This is a genomic window from Lysinibacillus sp. NPDC096212, assembly GCF_044763105.1.
Classification (GTDB): Bacteria; Bacillota; Bacilli; order Bacillales_A; family Planococcaceae; genus Lysinibacillus.
Map to the genome: position 1 here is coordinate 62,154 of NZ_JBIWFQ010000030.1, position 15,917 is coordinate 78,070.

At 34.6% G+C, this 15,917-nt stretch carries 18 protein-coding genes and 4 pseudogenes; 6 read left to right on the plus strand and 16 right to left on the minus strand.

What is annotated here, in order from left to right:
* Positions 1-61 precede the first annotated feature (61 nt).
* Positions 62-652 carry a hypothetical protein gene (locus ACIQ7T_RS22970; protein ID WP_370078959.1) on the plus strand — a complete coding sequence of 197 codons (591 nt, stop codon included), beginning with the start codon at positions 62-64 and terminating at the stop codon, positions 650-652.
* 417 nt (positions 653-1,069) lie between these two features.
* Positions 1,070-1,624, plus strand: coding sequence for a GNAT family N-acetyltransferase (locus ACIQ7T_RS22975; protein ID WP_402873866.1), 555 nt, complete (start codon positions 1,070-1,072; stop codon positions 1,622-1,624).
* Between the two features lie 81 nt (positions 1,625-1,705).
* Here ACIQ7T_RS22975 and ACIQ7T_RS22980 read toward each other — a convergent pair whose 3' ends face one another.
* The 3 genes and pseudogenes from ACIQ7T_RS22980 to ACIQ7T_RS22990 all read right to left on the minus strand — a co-directional run bounded on the left by ACIQ7T_RS22980 (position 1,706) and on the right by ACIQ7T_RS22990 (position 2,900).
* On the minus strand, positions 1,706-2,026 hold the full coding sequence (locus ACIQ7T_RS22980) for a histidine phosphatase family protein (RefSeq protein ID WP_402873893.1): 321 nt from the start codon (positions 2,024-2,026) through the stop codon (positions 1,706-1,708).
* 62 nt (positions 2,027-2,088) lie between these two features.
* Positions 2,089-2,262 (minus strand): annotated as a pseudogene (locus ACIQ7T_RS22985) (histidine phosphatase family protein); the annotation flags it as partial.
* Between the two features lie 11 nt (positions 2,263-2,273).
* Positions 2,274-2,900, minus strand: coding sequence for a hypothetical protein (locus ACIQ7T_RS22990; protein ID WP_402873869.1), 627 nt, complete (start codon positions 2,898-2,900; stop codon positions 2,274-2,276).
* Positions 2,901-3,458: 558 nt separating this feature from the next.
* Here ACIQ7T_RS22990 and ACIQ7T_RS22995 point away from each other — a divergent pair.
* Positions 3,459-3,599, plus strand: a complete 141-nt coding sequence (locus ACIQ7T_RS22995; protein WP_198516187.1) for an aspartyl-phosphate phosphatase Spo0E family protein — start codon at positions 3,459-3,461, stop codon at positions 3,597-3,599.
* 147 nt (positions 3,600-3,746) lie between these two features.
* On the plus strand, positions 3,747-4,211 hold the full coding sequence (locus ACIQ7T_RS23000) for a hypothetical protein (protein WP_370078967.1): 465 nt from the start codon (positions 3,747-3,749) through the stop codon (positions 4,209-4,211).
* A gap of 208 nt (positions 4,212-4,419) precedes the next feature.
* Here the strand turns inward: ACIQ7T_RS23000 and thrS are convergent, their stop codons facing one another.
* The 7 genes and pseudogenes from thrS to ACIQ7T_RS23035 all read right to left on the minus strand — a co-directional run bounded on the left by thrS (position 4,420) and on the right by ACIQ7T_RS23035 (position 10,605).
* Complete coding sequence (thrS, locus tag ACIQ7T_RS23005) at positions 4,420-6,336, minus strand: threonine--tRNA ligase (protein ID WP_402873872.1); 1,917 nt, start codon at positions 6,334-6,336, stop codon at positions 4,420-4,422.
* A gap of 456 nt (positions 6,337-6,792) precedes the next feature.
* The gene (locus tag ACIQ7T_RS23010; RefSeq protein ID WP_402873875.1) at positions 6,793-7,152 is read right to left on the minus strand and encodes a hypothetical protein; all 360 of its coding nucleotides are present in this window, start codon (positions 7,150-7,152) and stop codon (positions 6,793-6,795) included.
* Positions 7,153-7,273: 121 nt separating this feature from the next.
* Positions 7,274-8,059: a lipid II flippase Amj family protein gene (locus ACIQ7T_RS23015; RefSeq protein ID WP_370079138.1), complete on the minus strand. Its 786-nt coding sequence runs from the start codon at positions 8,057-8,059 to the stop codon at positions 7,274-7,276.
* Positions 8,060-8,121: 62 nt separating this feature from the next.
* Positions 8,122-8,742: a hypothetical protein gene (locus ACIQ7T_RS23020; protein ID WP_402873878.1), complete on the minus strand. Its 621-nt coding sequence runs from the start codon at positions 8,740-8,742 to the stop codon at positions 8,122-8,124.
* 252 nt (positions 8,743-8,994) lie between these two features.
* Positions 8,995-9,573, minus strand: a complete 579-nt coding sequence (locus ACIQ7T_RS23025) for a group-specific protein (RefSeq protein WP_370078975.1) — start codon at positions 9,571-9,573, stop codon at positions 8,995-8,997.
* Positions 9,574-9,837: 264 nt separating this feature from the next.
* Positions 9,838-10,084: pseudogene (locus tag ACIQ7T_RS23030) on the minus strand (hypothetical protein); the annotation flags it as partial.
* Between the two features lie 23 nt (positions 10,085-10,107).
* A complete protein-coding gene (locus ACIQ7T_RS23035) occupies positions 10,108-10,605 on the minus strand; it encodes a hypothetical protein (protein ID WP_402873882.1) in 498 nt (165 codons plus the stop codon).
* A gap of 339 nt (positions 10,606-10,944) precedes the next feature.
* Between ACIQ7T_RS23035 and ACIQ7T_RS23040 the strand changes: the two genes are divergently transcribed.
* Entirely contained in the window at positions 10,945-11,292 is a 348-nt protein-coding gene (locus ACIQ7T_RS23040) for a hypothetical protein (protein WP_402873885.1), read from the plus strand.
* Positions 11,293-11,437: 145 nt separating this feature from the next.
* On the opposite strand, the gene ACIQ7T_RS23045 is transcribed toward ACIQ7T_RS23040, so the two are convergent.
* A complete protein-coding gene (locus tag ACIQ7T_RS23045; protein ID WP_370078981.1) occupies positions 11,438-11,902 on the minus strand; it encodes a hypothetical protein in 465 nt (154 codons plus the stop codon).
* Between the two features lie 153 nt (positions 11,903-12,055).
* Between ACIQ7T_RS23045 and ACIQ7T_RS23050 the strand changes: the two genes are divergently transcribed.
* The gene (locus ACIQ7T_RS23050; RefSeq protein ID WP_402873888.1) at positions 12,056-12,430 is read left to right on the plus strand and encodes a hypothetical protein; all 375 of its coding nucleotides are present in this window, start codon (positions 12,056-12,058) and stop codon (positions 12,428-12,430) included.
* A gap of 24 nt (positions 12,431-12,454) precedes the next feature.
* Here the strand turns inward: ACIQ7T_RS23050 and ACIQ7T_RS23055 are convergent, their stop codons facing one another.
* From ACIQ7T_RS23055 to ACIQ7T_RS23075, 5 genes and pseudogenes are all read right to left on the minus strand, one after another.
* On the minus strand, positions 12,455-12,937 hold the full coding sequence (locus ACIQ7T_RS23055) for a GNAT family N-acetyltransferase (protein ID WP_370078983.1): 483 nt from the start codon (positions 12,935-12,937) through the stop codon (positions 12,455-12,457).
* 11 nt (positions 12,938-12,948) lie between these two features.
* The gene (locus tag ACIQ7T_RS23060; protein WP_323657388.1) at positions 12,949-13,296 is read right to left on the minus strand and encodes a DUF3147 family protein; all 348 of its coding nucleotides are present in this window, start codon (positions 13,294-13,296) and stop codon (positions 12,949-12,951) included.
* Complete coding sequence (locus ACIQ7T_RS23065; protein WP_370078985.1) at positions 13,296-13,694, minus strand: MarR family winged helix-turn-helix transcriptional regulator; 399 nt, start codon at positions 13,692-13,694, stop codon at positions 13,296-13,298. The genes ACIQ7T_RS23060 and ACIQ7T_RS23065 overlap by 1 nt, the downstream gene beginning before the upstream one ends.
* Before the next feature lie 725 nt (positions 13,695-14,419).
* Positions 14,420-14,548: pseudogene (locus tag ACIQ7T_RS23070) on the minus strand (IS1595 family transposase); the annotation flags it as partial.
* Between the two features lie 212 nt (positions 14,549-14,760).
* Positions 14,761-15,732 (minus strand): annotated as a pseudogene (locus tag ACIQ7T_RS23075) (HD domain-containing protein).
* Between the last annotated feature and the right edge of the window lie 185 nt (positions 15,733-15,917).

Here is a 15,917-nt window from a genome sequence, read left to right on the forward strand (position 1 = left end):
AATGACAAATATAATGTATTCTAACATGATTTAGAAATTTATTGTGGAGTAGGTGTAAATTTTGGAATTACTAAAGAGAGCACAAGAGCGAAAAGAAACTGCCTCGCTCATTCTAAAAGAATTGGCACTACTAGAAAAATGGAATACAATTGGTCAAGCTTATGTTGTCGGCGCTACAGCGTATGATTTACTAGTGGATCAAGATATCGATATCGAAACATTTTGTGTTCGCCCGAATGTAGCGGAAGCCATGTCGATATTAGCGGACTTAACTGGCAATCCGAAGGTTTTAGAATTAAAGTATCGTAATTATTTGGAAACACCATTTAATGGTTACTATTTTAAAATACAATATGAGCATGCCCCATTAGAAATTTGGAATATTGATATGTGGCTGTTTTCCGAAACAGGAAAAGGTCCTCTATCAAGGGATTTAGTATCGTTAATGAACGACTCCTTAACAATAGAGAGTCGAAAGTATATTTTAAATATAAAAGAAGAACTGCTAAAGAAATCCATGGTACTTCCTTCGATTTATGTATATGAAGCAGTGTTAGATTACGATATTCGGCGCATAGACGATTTTCTAAATTGGATGGAGAAACAAAATGTAGATAGCCAAACCAATTGGCGTCCTTCAAGAAAGTTATAATTTATATAGTTTCATCACTAAAAGTTAGAGATGACATTTGTTAAAAAGTATTTCTTGTATATAAGTTGATTAAAGTGGAGACTGTGCGACTCCTTGGGGATCAGCGTCACAGATGTGACCGTGGAGCGAAGCGTCAGCGACCACCCTACGTTATTGTGATGAATTCATTTTTGTATGAATACTTTGAAGATTTATCGGAACAATTTCAGAAAGCGCTCAGTCAGAACGGAAATCAACTCACTTTATGGAGTTTGAAATATTTGTTTCTACTAATTACCAAAAATGCTACTATAATGATATCTAAACTAAAGGAGTTGGGCATATGAGCGCAGAGATTGCAGTAGATGTTTGTTTATACAACAAATAATCCAAGGGATGTAAACTCTAACTGCAGCCCTTGAACAAGGGAGAAAACAAATGGAAAATTATTTTAAAGAATTTCTTACTGGACAATCTATTACTTTACAGCAAATGACTTCTTCCGACTTAGAAGCATTTGTAAAAATCGAAAGTGAAAAGAATACGTTGTTACTTGCCAATGACGATATTCCCTTTCCAAACACCTTTGAGGATCATGCTTCATTCTTTCAAAGTATTAGTGGAAAAAAAGAGGAATTTATCTTCGGTATATTCGAAAAGTCGTCTAATGAGCTTATCGGCTCCTGTGGCGTCTATGGAATCAACTGGAAAAATAGTACTTGCTTTGTAGGTATCTCAATTGGCGAACAATGGCACGGCAAAGGGCTTGGCACCGATGCCATGAAAACTTTTATTCATTTTATTTTTAATTATATTTCCATTAATAAAATTAAGCTTCAGGTTTTTAGCTTTAATAAAGGCGCTATTCGTTCCTACGAAAAGTGTGGCTTTACAAAAGAAGGTTCTCTACGAAATGAGATTTTCCGCTTCGGTCAATTTCATGATGTAGTTTTATTTGGTCTATTACGAGAAGATTGGAATCAAATTGGATAAGTAATTTTCCGCAGGTGGTAGAAATACTTCTGACTTCTCGATAAAATGAACCAAGGGGCCGTCAATAGACAGCCCCTTCCCCTATTCTTCCCAAATTCTTCGAACATCACTTAACACAAAATGCTGAAATGTTAATTGATACACATCAGGCATTGAAAGTTTTTTCCAAAACGAGTAGTCACATTGCGCATCAAAATGCTGCATCATCAAGACCATAATATTGCCATGTGTACCAATCACTATATTGTCATTTGGATGTGCAAGTATAATTTTTTGTAAGGTGGTAATAGCTCGTTCCTTTGCGGTTTCATTAGATTCTCCACCATCAAATGCGAAATTCGGGTGACTCCATACTTGATGAATGGCAGCGTCAAAATCAAGTATATTTCCATTAGATATAATATTCTTTCTTTAAAGGAATCCATCGTTTTTATCTGTAATTTATGTTCTTGTGCGATGCCCTCCACCGTCTGAACGGCTCTTTTATATGGACTTGAATATATCGTATGGATATTTTTATTTTCAAATAATCTAGTAACACGATCCCTATCCTCAAACCCTTTACTAGAAAGTGGGCGATTGTACTCATCAGCGCTATAATGAGAATGCGCGTGTCTTACAAAATATATGACAGTCATTATAGTTCCCTCTATTTTTCTTCAGATTTTGCCTTCTTTTCTTTCATATAATTGTATAGATCAACCTTCCACATACTATCTTCTCTTAATAAGGCATATGTCTTGAGGTAGTGCGAGCTTCCGAAAATTATCTCTAATTGAACAATTGCTATACTTTCGGTACTAGAATCTTTATTCAAAGAAATACTATCGTAGTATCTGTACATTAAATAATTTTGTATATCCTCATCTAATAAATAATCTATATACTCTGCTATAAAAGTTTCTTTATCTGGAAGTTCATTGTTATTGTAGGTAATTGCATAGAGTTTATCGAAATTATGCTCAAATATTAAATTCATCATAATTAACACCATTTCCTCTGGTGTAAAAGTCTTTAGACTATTAATATTCCCTTTTTTCAAGAAATCTTCATATAAAGCTCTTTTTTCCTCTGACAATTTCTCTAAATATGTAAAATCATAATGCTTATCGATAGTTGGAGGCGTTTGTTTTGATTCTTCCACGTGTTGAATGGAATGGTTAGTAACCACTGTTGATTCTGAAGATTCTCCTTCTTTTGTTTTCACTTCTGAAGATGCTAATAATATTAAACTAGTAACAATCATAATGCTTATTAAAGGCAACCTTAACTTCAACACCATAACCTCCCCCTATCATATCAATTATGCAAACTCTATTTACCCATCATTCCGTTTATTTCGAAAATTCTCAACATTATGAACCAACATGAAATCTCCTCAATAACAAACAACAAAGAAGTTTATTTGATAAATTGTGACAAGATACGAAGACCATTAAAATTACAGTAGATTTCGACATTAGTTTTTTATAGTAAAAAAGGAGTAAAACTATTAAATATCACTCTTTGCCCGCTCTTATATTTGGCCAAAAAAAAACCCTAATATTCTAATGTAGAGGGTGATAAAACACATAATTCATACAATAAAAGGATATTTAAATAGGCTGAAATACCCTGTGTTAAAATTTCTTATTTTCCCATTATATAATTATGATTATATTTTTCTATGACTAAATTACGAATTTCTCAACCTATACACAATGTGACATATTTTTCGTTTTAGGTGAGATACAATGAAAAAGTTGAATCGAGGTCAATGTATTTCAAGAATATGAAGAAAAAATTTTAGGGGGAAAAGATTTTGGTTAAGATATCGTTTAAACAATTCTTGAAGATGGAGATTGAAAATAAAAGGAAAGATATGTATAAAAAGGCTATGGATTTAGGTTTCACCCATCCTAGCGTGGTAGATTGTAGTCAAGAATTAGATGTCCTACTAAATAAATATTCAAAAGCGATCAATAAAGCCAGCTGAAACGATTTCCGATGATTCGACTAGTTTTACCCTGTATTAGGTTCCGATTATAGAATAGATAGCAAATTCCTATTGATGTTGTAAAGATACGTATAAATAACATAAAAATGGGATATCTTCTTTATGACAGGAAAAGGAGGCCTAAAAATGCAGGTATTTTTTTTATCATTGGTCGTTTCGAGCTTTTTACTACAGCAGCCTCAAGATTCAGTAGAAAATACAGCACCTATTCTTTGCATATCTTCTGGAACAACATCTTATAAATATCCTAATAATCAATATCAGACATTTCGTACTGAGAATGATTTTTATCATCAAATAGACAAGACAATCTATGAGGAGTATAACGATGCTACCTTAAACATTCGTCAAAAAATAGCCTTTAAGGACGTACCTAAGGCTGAGGAGACATTTCATCTAAAAACTAATTTTATACGTGAAAAAATAGACCTCACTCAACATACTTTTATTCATCCCAATCGACAAGTATATTTTTTAGCATCCTTTAAGCAAAATAATCAGGAGACTTATTATAAATACCTGGTCATTGACGCTGAGACCCAAACTATCCTTTTAGGAAATAGTAATTATCAAAGTGATTCCATCAATTAAATCTATTTTGTTTGTTGTTTAGTTTATTGTATGCTTGAAAATTTGATAATAGTAGCAAAATCGATGAAAAAATCAATATTTTCCAGTAAATTTAGAAAAACATATATTACAACATACATTTCATGGCTGTTATTAGCTCGACTCGAGGGAGTAGTGACTTACCTCTGGAGTCGAGCTATATTAATATAAGGAATGGTTTAATCCCCTTTTAAGATAAGGTTTTTTGCTGTATTTCTTGCTTTAGTTCCTCTATAAACTGTTGCAATGGTTTTTCAATTAATGCTTGCTGACCATATTTACGAACAGTGACATGTTGATGATCCATTTCTTTATCACCAAGCACTAAAATATACGGTATTTTTTTCATTTGAGCTTCACGAATTTTTTTACCAAGCTTTTCTTGCCGATTGTCAATACTTACACGGATTTGTTCCTTTTGTAAAGCATCCACTACTTGCTGAACATAATCTTGATGTGTATCTGCTACCCCGATTACTTTTACTTGTTGAGGTGCAAGCCACGTTGGGAACGCCCCTCCGAAATGCTCAATTAATATGCCTAAGAAGCGATCAATTGAACCGAATACCGCTCGATGAATAACGACAGGTCTTACTTTTTCATTCTGTTCATTGATATATGTTAAATCGAATTTCTCAGGTAGTTGGAAATCAAGCTGGACCGTTGCGCATTGATGACTGCGATGTATGGCATCTTTAATATGAATATCAATTTTTGGTCCATAAAACGCTCCGTCGCCTTCATTAATTGTAAAAGGAAAACCTTGATTAGTTAGTACGTTTTCTAATGCAGCTTCCGCTTCATTCCAAAGATCAATTTCGCCCATATAATCAGCTGGACGTGTTGATAATTCAATATCGTATTGGAAGTCAAAAATCTTGTATACCTCATCAATAATTTTCAGTGCAAGTGCAATTTCATCTTCAATTTGCTGTGGCGTAGCAAAAATATGTGCATCATCCTGACAAAAAGTACGAACTCGTAAAAGGCCATTTAATGCACCACTAAATTCATGTCGATGAACTTGACCAAATTCAGCCATACGAATCGGTAGCTCTCTATACGAATGTAAATCATTTTTAAAAATTAGCATATGTCCAGGGCAATTCATCGGCTTTAATGCGAAGCTTTGGTCATCTACTTGTGTAAAGTACATATTGTCTTTATAGTGATCCCAATGTCCGGATTGCTCCCATAGTCGCTGGTTCATCATCAATGGTGTCCGTACTTCTTGATAATCAAATTTTGCTTGTACATGACGTAAATAAGATTCCAATTCGTTACGAATAATTTGACCATTTGCTAAATAAAATGGCATCCCTGGTGCTTCCTCTGAAAACATAAATAAATCTAGTTCTTTTCCTAGCTTTCGATGATTGCGCTTTTCCGCTTCTTCTAAGAAAACAAAGTGTTCCTCAAGCTCTTTTTTTGAGGCAAACGCTACACCGTATATACGCTGAAGCATTTGATTATTGCTATCTCCACGCCAGTAAGCTCCAGACACATTCAATAATTTATAATGTTGTAATTTACCTGTAGAAGGTACATGAGGTCCACGACATAGATCATAAAAATCTCCTTGTTCATAAACCGTCACAACTTCATGTTCTGGAATATCTTCTAATAACTCTAGCTTTAGCGCATCATGAGCAAATAGCTGTTGTGCCTCTGCTCTTGTTACTTCTTTACGCTGTATTTGTATATTTTCTTGCACAATTTGCTTCATCATTTTTTCAATTTGTTGCAAATCACTTGGCGCAAAGGAATGCTCAATGTCGATATCATAATAAAAACCATTCTCTATCACTGGGCCAATCCCAAATCGAGCATCAGGGTATAAACGCTTAATTGCTTGAGCTAGTAAATGAGCTGTTGAATGACGAATTACTTGAATTCCTTCTTTTGAGCTAGCATCATAAAGGGAAATTTGTGTATCCTCCAAAATCGGGCGCGTCAAATCAATGATGGTTCCGTTGACACTCCCTACGATTGCTTTTTTACGTAAAGCGGGACTAATCGCTTGTGCAATGTCGGTTAGTGTAACACCTTTTGAAAATGCTTGTTGTTTCCCATCTGGAAATTGAATGTTAATTAATTGATTTGACATGTTCTCTACTCCTTTATTTTAAAATAAAAAAACACATATTCGCCCCATAAAGGGACGAGCATGTGTTGATTACCCGTGGTTCCACCCAAATTCCCACTAGATGCACTAGTGGCTCATTGAAATGCAGTAACGTTGCAAGTACGGTGCAAGTTTCCAAGCACTGCTCAAAGGTAGTAAGTTTTAATAGCTGCATTAGGAAGCTTTCAGCCATGGCCCCCCTCTCTGTGAATCGCTTATTTAAACTCGTATCCTTGTCATCGCCAATTTCATTGCTTTGTGAAATTGTTATCTACTATAACGAATGCTCCAATACTTGTCAATGTCCGAAAATTCGTTTTTATGAAACAATTTAAGGTGTTTTTATTGCAAATGCATAGCAGGAAAGTAGCGATGTCGATCACTGAATTTTTTGAGCGAAGGTGTCTGGGCACTCCTATGCTCATGTCTTCATCTATTTCAGCTATTTCGCACTTCTAAAGTCTCATTGTGAGACTGCCATTGTATTTGAATGATTGGGGCAGCATCCTTTTTAAAAATTTTCGCACTTTCTTTTTTCTTTAAGGCAAATTGTTTATCTATATTCACTCGGGCGTCATCAATAGTTAGTGATTCTTTAGACCCTTCAATCGTTATTTGTAAATCACCCAAGTCTTTACCTTCACCAAGATAGAAAAGCCGCAAGCCCTCCTCCATATTACTATGATATACGGCCTTCCAGTGCTCACTTTTTGCTATGTAATGGACCTCCTCTTGTTGATTCGTACTACAAGCAACTAACACAAACATCATTAAAATTAGGAAGCATATTTTTTTCATTAGATATCGATTTTCCTTTCTTTGAAAGTTATCACATTAATATCAACTTCAATCTATCCTTCTTAATTCCTAAAGAAAGTTGTTATTTGGCTGGAATAGTTATCATCAATGTATATCCCCCTTACATGAATTGTGTAAACCATGCAATATATTTTGCTCCTGGTATAAATAATAGTTGTGCCAAAAATGTGCCTAGCAGTCTTGATCCCATCATCATCACAGAAGCTCGTTTAAGGCTTAAGTAGCTGCCTCTTTGATTGATAACATCATCTGCTAGAATGGAAATTTTAGGGTCAATAAATATAATTAGTAACATCGTCGCTACACCATTAATAAGCCCTGATGACATCACAGCAGTATTCGATCTTTCAGGAACTAATAAAGAGGCGTAAAGTGCAGACAGTACACCAATGGTATAGATGGCCGTTATAACGACATTTACGATAAATAATTTTAGAGGAATATCACGCAAGCTAATCCCCTTTAAGTATGAAAAGCTTGGCAAATGAATATGTTTTATTCCCCTTTTGATATACTCAATACTAAAACCTTTTTTGAATAATGCTGGGATCGAGCCTCTTTCCTCAGACAAATGAATAATAGCCCTTGAAAATATCGCTACAAAAGTCGGCAATAGTAGAATGCCTACCAATGTACCTAGTGAAGCGGCGCCAATAAGTATGCGGAATTGCTGTTCCACAAATGGCAATGTGTTTTCCTTTGGTGCTGTGTCAGTTAGACTTCCTGTAAAAGGCTGCTGCATCATATTTGCTAGCCTTGAAAACATGACCATGACATTAAACAGTGATAGTGCAGAAGCTAATAATTTTACACGTGCACCCGATAATCGAACTGCATACGCAAGTGTCTCTATCGAATGAATGATGAGAATAAACAAACCAATCATTATTAATTTATCTGTCAAAATATCCAAAATCTATTACCTTCTTTTCGGTTGATGATTGGTCGTCACTCTTGTATGATTTTTAGTAATCGTTTGATCCAATCTCGTACATATACTTCCCATTCTTCACGAGGAATTGTCGCTGATAGAGAAAGCGATTGCAATTTTTCTGGCATCATATGCATTTTACTTCTTAACAGGACATTATCTTCTGACTCCTCGTCGATAAAAAGTAAATATTCCCCTTCTACAGGCTCTCTGTAAACCTTCAAGGACTCTCTAGTTCGATATACCTTTGTGGAATATAGTTTACCATCAATTTTAACTTCATAATGTCCTCTACTCCTATGTTGAATTCGGACATGCGTACAATCTAAGCGTTGGATAGTCGCTTCAAACTCTAAAAGCTGCTCATCATCCATCTGAATTCCAAAAATCCAATGATTCCTATGGGGACTTTTCACATCTGCATCATATGTATCATACCTTATATTAAATTTATTTGAGTCATCGCAGCTTTCCTCTGTTAGATATGTTGCAATAAGTTCATCTAAGGCTTGTTCATCTAACTGATTGCCATAGGTTAAGATGGCGATGTGCTTTTGAACCACAGCAGCATATTTGTATAATTCCTCTTCATTGTCTATCTCCCAAGGTTTTTCCTTATAGTATAGTAACGAATACAACAAAGACACTCCTTCCTTTTAATATTCTACGAAATCCAATTGAATAGGTTCCATTATTTCCCTACCAAACAAAAAAGCTATTCATTAGGTACTTTCCTCCTAACGAATAGCTTTTTTAAAGCAAAAAGTTCGATTTAATCTACAAAACGTGTAGAATAAATTCTGTCTTTTTGGTTTTTATATTTCGTGATTCAAAATGTAACTTAGAACCCGTTAGTTCAACAAGGTCGCTAATTTATCTAAACGCCGATATTAAATCAATTTTGTTTGAACTGGAGCAACACTCCAATTAATCATATTTACACCTTTAATATTAATGTATCCTAAACTCAAAATATGTGGAATATGTGCGAACATCCCAAAGTTAACACCTTTTTTATGTTCTTCTGTGAAGTAGGCAAATGTGTCTGATGGTAAAGCCGAACATTCTGGATATGAAATGATATCAATGATTTGTATTTCTTCACAAGGTATATCCGAAGCTGGGCCCATATAATTCTCTTTATTATAGAAATACACAGCATTTTTATTTTTGACCAATCTTTCTGTTGGTATTTCATAAAACATCAAATCTTTTTTAATACTTACTCCAAGAGAATGTAAAGCTTCGTAAACATAGTAAGGATGAAGAGGTAGTAAAAAAATCACATCATTCCATAAGCAATTTAATTTGGGGATGCTTTTCAATAATAAGCTCGGCCTTTCTGGATGGTTAAAATACTTTTTTGAGTAGGCCTTATAAAGTTCAGGATGTATCAATTTTATCTCGTTAAGAGAAATAAGATCCTCCCCCGTCATTTTTTTTGGCACCATATGATATAGGTAATCCATCATATTTCCTCCTCATCAAAGTTTAATTCTTTAAAGGATGATTTCTTCATTATCCTTTCATTCCTTTTCATCACTCTATATTACCTAGAAAATAAGGTGAAAAACAGAATGGTGATTTGTGGAATAATTTGTTATAATGAATTAACATAGAAACAAGAAACGCTAGAGAATGTAATTCTTCTCTAGCAGTTTTGTGTTGTTCTTAAACTTTCTAGTTCAACTAATTTGCTCCATTATTTGAATAACAGTAAACCATTGGGTCCTTTAAAAAGCATCTGATAAATGGTGCGCTTTATCTTTTCTTAATGCTTCAACTGTGAAATATATAGATTTTTTGACTAGCGGAAATAAGCATTTGCTCTACCCGATTTTCAAATGCCAAGTTTTTATGTAACTCAAGCCAACGATATCAGTAGAGGTAACTATCCGAATAATACGTACCTACGCCTTGAAATCGTTCCATCCATCCTTTCAAACGGCGATGGAAGTTATTAACGTGTTGTATGTGGATTATCTTGTTGATTTTCATTAAGATTAAAAGTCATTATTCCAGCTAGTTGAATCAGATAGCTGATAGGTCACCATATTGGCGGTTACTGCAAGAATCACACCTGCTCTGAATTTATCTATAGAAATAGGATCCTCTAATACTAGTACAACATACCCCTCACCCCGTCCCAGAGGATCTGTAGCATTTGTAGCGTTGATTTCGAAGGTTGTATACGTTTTCTCATTTGTAGCAGGGAGTATTCTTTCGTCCTGATAGACTCCATATTCCTTTAAATTATAGCAAACAGGCATCCATCCTTTTGACCAATCAATACTGCCCATTATTTCTTTTTTACGTTGTGCCAGTGTGCCAATTGAAAATGTAAAATATATCTTCATAATAACTTGATTTAATTCGTTTTTCCCTTCACATACAGCTGTTACTTCCAGCTTAATATCCCCCTCCGAATGCTTCCGAATAACCACTAAAGTCACAGTGAAAATACAGATAACAAGTACTATGCCGATGACGACAAACCCCATTTAGTCCCTCCTAACATTTCAACGAATGTTACTATTAGATTACCATGTCTTAGGAGAGATAGTATTTTTTCATCAAACAATCTTATGAAATGACACGGGCATAAATGATAAGACATAAAACGAGTCTATAGCTAAGGTTTAACGGGCAATGGACTACCCCATCAAAGTTTATGGATGTAATGACGTTAGTTGGGAGGTAAACTGCACATAACAGCCCGACCCTTTTCTTATTTACGCTTTTTCTTCGGATTTCCAATTTCTTAACCCCAATATTTCCCGCTTACTTTGGTAATAATTCTCAACTATACTAAAGAGAATTCGTTTTAAGGAGCTTTATTTATGAAAACATCTATACCATGTCCAGATTGTCAAAAAGCAATAACGCTTGAAGACTTTGAGGATTTTTCATCACCATTTACCATGAAATGTCCACACTGCCACGTCAAATTAGAAGAGACAAAAGTAACCCCATTTCTATTAATTGGTACAATTGCAATCATTCCTTTATTTATTTTCTTAACAGAAACATTAAGATCTTTACTATCAGGCATAATCCCTGTTATCGAAAAAATCCCTTCCTTTATCGTATTCCTTGGACTGTTATATCCGTTATATGGTTTTTATGAGCGATTTAATGGACTTGTTATGTTTAATAAGGGCAATTTACAAATAAAAAAAAGAAAATGATAAGGTTGAGACAAAACTGGTCTAAGCCTTAAAAAGCGCGAGAAATCAATTTTAGAAACGTTGATTTCTCGCGCTTTTCTGATTTAAGATGCATGCAGCCTAATCAACTTTGAAAAAGAAAACCCCCATTGATAATAGCTTCCCTTTATTTAGTAGCTTGTAACTCAGCTGTTAAAGTAAATGGCATATTTAAATAATCGTACTTAATTGTTATTTTTTTAATATTAGGTGCCTCAACTTTCACTGCATAATGCTGTGGCTGCTTTCCGATGGCCTTACGATCTATGTATTGACTTGGAAAAATATTTACTTGTCTTAATTTATGATATGTAATATTCGGATTACCTACTAGCTTCGTTTCTGCTTCAAACGGTTCCGACTTACTCACGACAAGCTCAACATTTTCAGGCACTTTATCATTGATGAGTATTTGTTGAAGCTTGATGTCACGTAGTCCTTTATTCTCTATTTCTACGATTTTTATAGTTGAATCTTCTGTAGAATTCGTATAGCTGTTCATGACAAGTGGTGGATTGCTTTTTAAATAAATGATGAAGGCTCCTCCCACCACTAGAACACTAAATAATAAAACAAATAGTAATTTTTTCATTTCATTCCTCACTTTCTTACTACCCATAAGTATAGCGAGAAATCGCAGGTGATGAAACCTCGAAAATAAACAGTGATTCTTTCCGTCGCTCCTGAGGGTCTATCCACGATTTTGCATGTTCTATCCATCATTCCGGAGACTCTATCCACGACTTTGGACGTTCTATCCATCATCCCGAAGACTCTATCCACGATTTTGGACGTTCTATCCATCATTCCGAAGGTTCTATCCACGATTTTGCATGTTCTATCCATCATTCCTGAGGGTCTATCCACGATTTTGGACGTTCTATCCATCATTCCGAAGGGTCTATCCACGACTTTGGATGTTCTATTCATCATTACGGAGGGTCTATCCACGATTTTGCATGTTCTATCCATCATTCCGGAGACTCTATCCACGACTTTGGACGTTCTATCCATCATCCCGAAGACTCTATCCACGATTTTGGACGTTCTATCCGTTGCTTCAAGTTCTAGTGAGGGTTTTTTACGCCAATTTACTTCTTTGCGCTACGTTACCCTTTAATACAAATAAAAACAACCTGACTCATTATAAGTCAGATTGCTTTGCTAATCTTATTTCATCACGTATCGGAATCCCTTCATTGCCGATTAAAGGAATTTCAGGTTTATATGCTCTTGCCTGATCTACTGCGTTTTGTAAGATTTCGATTAAGCAATAACCTCGCTTTTGATAAAATTTTAACGCATGTAAATTATCATTTGTCGTAATGAGGGTAATCATTGTACAGCCTTGTTCGGATGCATGTTGTTCAACAACTTGTACAAGCAATGAACCAATCCCCTTCCCCTCCACAATACTATCAAGGGAAATAATTTCACATTCTTTATCACGAATGATATACGTCACGAGACCTAACATCATGTTTTGTTTATCTACATAGGCGAAGCCATCTAATTGACTACAGTCATATATCCCACTGGAAATGACCATTTCTGTACTTCCCCAATGCTCTTTAAAAAACTGTAACACATCATTTTGATGTAATTGCTGAATTGGAATTACTGTCATCTACTATTCTCCTAAATTGAAAAATTAAATACACTAGCAATGGCTTTTTGAACACCTAGAAAAACTGCCCATGAAGCAATTCCTAGTCCAATGGCAAACACGATATGGATCGATGATTTCATCGCCATATAAATAACAAACAGCATAAACATTGTAGCTGGTAATCCAACAATTACACCAACCGTAAAGCGCTGAATATGTTCACTCGGCTCACTTTGCACAGTAAGCCAGATGATACTTAAAATACTGACAAGTGGTAGAGCTGCAATAATGCCGCCATAGGAAGGAAATCTTCTAGCAACCTCTGTAACAATACCGATAACGGCCGCCGAGCAAAGGATTTTTACTAATGTGTACATTATTTAGACACCTCGCTTAATAGACGAAATGCCTGTAAAATTGTTTGTTGTTGTTCTTCTGAAAGCTGGCTTAGCGCATGTTGCAGTTTTTCATCATCTAATTCAGTGTTTTTCTTTAAGACGTGAAACCCTTCTGCTGTAAGATGTAGATGTACTTTGCGTTGATCTTCGATAGATCGCTCCTTTTTCACCCAGCCATTACGCTCTAGCTTTTTTATATGCTCAGACGCTGTGTTTTGAGAAATATTCAATAACTCAGCAATATCACGTACAGTTACTTCATCTTCCTTTTGAATCATCTGTAAAATTCGCACGCTTTGATGCGAAATTGACTCTTCATGCGTTGTATGTAGATGGTAATAAATTGTTGTAAAATAGTTATTTAATTCTTTAATCATAATTTTGCTCCTTTAAATATATCGTCAAAATCGATTATATCGTAGTTTGCGATACATTTAAAGAGATGTCTAAAATTTTATATTTTCAGTTTTTTCAATGTATAAAAAATTTGGTAACCATCCGAAGGTAATCCAGCATAAGGCTTTAACCATTTTGGATAGATGATCGGAATAGCTGTAAAAAGAAAAAGGGATCCATTCATATAAAAAAATCCATTAAGAAAATTTCGAAGTGCTTCGTTAGTGAACGTATTCATAGCAATATAAGATAGGACAGCTAGACAAAGAGATATAACGGGACCCCCGAGGGAAAAAAATATTGTCTGAACTCGTGTTAAAGAGCTCTTCTTTTCTAAAAGCTTTGTTGTTTTATTGTGATAGAAAAGCTTATGATATACTAAAATATATAGAAAAATAATCAGAAAACAACAAAGGGTGGTATTTTATGTTAATTATGTTCTTAATTGTTATACCTTTATTAGGTGTTTTATGGTTTGTAAACTTCACTACTTTTCTAAAGAACTTAAAAAATGATAAAAGCACTCATAACCAAACAGTGTTAGGGATTGCCTTAACATTTGTTTTTATCTTTTCTCTAATGTATTGCTATATCGGAACACACTAAATTCCTTAGAAATGTATTTCTGATGAGTCTTTTGACGTTTTTTTCTTTCAGCTATTCCCCTTAAAGAATTGACAGTTATGTTATTCAATTTTTGACACGCTTAAACAAGCATTTGCTCCACTCGTTTTTCAAATGCAACGTTCTTTCCTAAAGCAAGCCAACGAAACCAATATAAGTAGTTATCCAGATATTTAGTGGCTACTCCTTGAAAATGGACCATCCAAGCCTTCTTCAAAATAACATTGCCATAGTATCCCCACCGAATATGAAGTGGTATACCGACTACATAAAAAAGAATACAAGAAATAAAAAACACATGTATCAACCCTTTCAAACTTAGCCGAAACACCCCATTTTTGGGGTGTTTACATAAAGCAAAGGAGCTGTCTACTGACAACCCCTTCCTTGTTCTACCGAAAAAGTTTTAATTTATCGATATACTCATAGAATTTTCACAAACACACCCTGTAGAAATTTTTCTTCAGCAGCTACATTCATTTTTCTAACATCTTCAGATAATTCGCTTGCCCTTCTTAATCGATTCTCAAGTTAAAGCAAAGGATCAATAAGTCTAGTTTTATTCTTTTGATGAATATCAAATTCTGTTTGATCCACGCTCACTTTTACATTAGAATGAAGCTGTTTTAATAGGCTCTGCACTTGCCTATCATTTGAAGATTTCATCAGTACAATTAGTTCTTCATCTTCCTTAAGAAAATCAGCGAGCGTAATAATCTTTTTATCCAATGCTAACTTTAGCGTTTGTGAAAGTTTATGATAGGCATAAATATTTAACGGATCCATAAAGAAATCAAGTACTTCTTGATAATATGTTTTCACAAACCATTCTGCACTTTCAATACTTTTCAGACACATCTTCCCTTGATGAATCATAATATCATTTAAAAATATTTTTATTTCTTCTAGTGAGGCTCGCCCATATGTGTACATATCTCTTAAAGTATTATCTACTCGATCTGCACATAAATCAGGAGCTGGTTGTTCAAGTAAATTCCATGTCGCAGTATTACTAAATAGATGTTCATAATCAAAGTTATACTTTTTAAGAATAAGAGGAATTTCAGAATTCATCATCACATTCATAAATATTTCTTCATGATAATCTTCAGCTTTATTTTCAAGGACGAAATCAATGACATGCGAAAAAGCTGTATGTGAAACATCGTGCAATAATCCTGCAATCTGCTCCTCTAAAGAGCCTCCAAGCTGTTTAATTAACAGCATGACACCAATAGAATGCTCATAACGTGTTACATTCCATCGGCTATTTACAAGATAACTTGCCCCACCTTGATGAATCCCCTTCAATCTTTGTACCGGTCTACTCAAAAGAAGTTCCGCTAACACATCATCTATCTCAAATTCACCATATAAATAATCAGAAATAATCATGTAAGCTTCTTCCTATGCAAAATTCGAAAGTACAAAAATCCCACCACAATGCGAGATTGGATGAAATTCTAATTGGCATACGCTTTTTAACGGTTCTATAATATTTGTTGGGGTATTCACATAATTCCACGCATAAAAAAAGCACAGATTCACCGATTTATATATACTTGAATTGTCGAGAAACA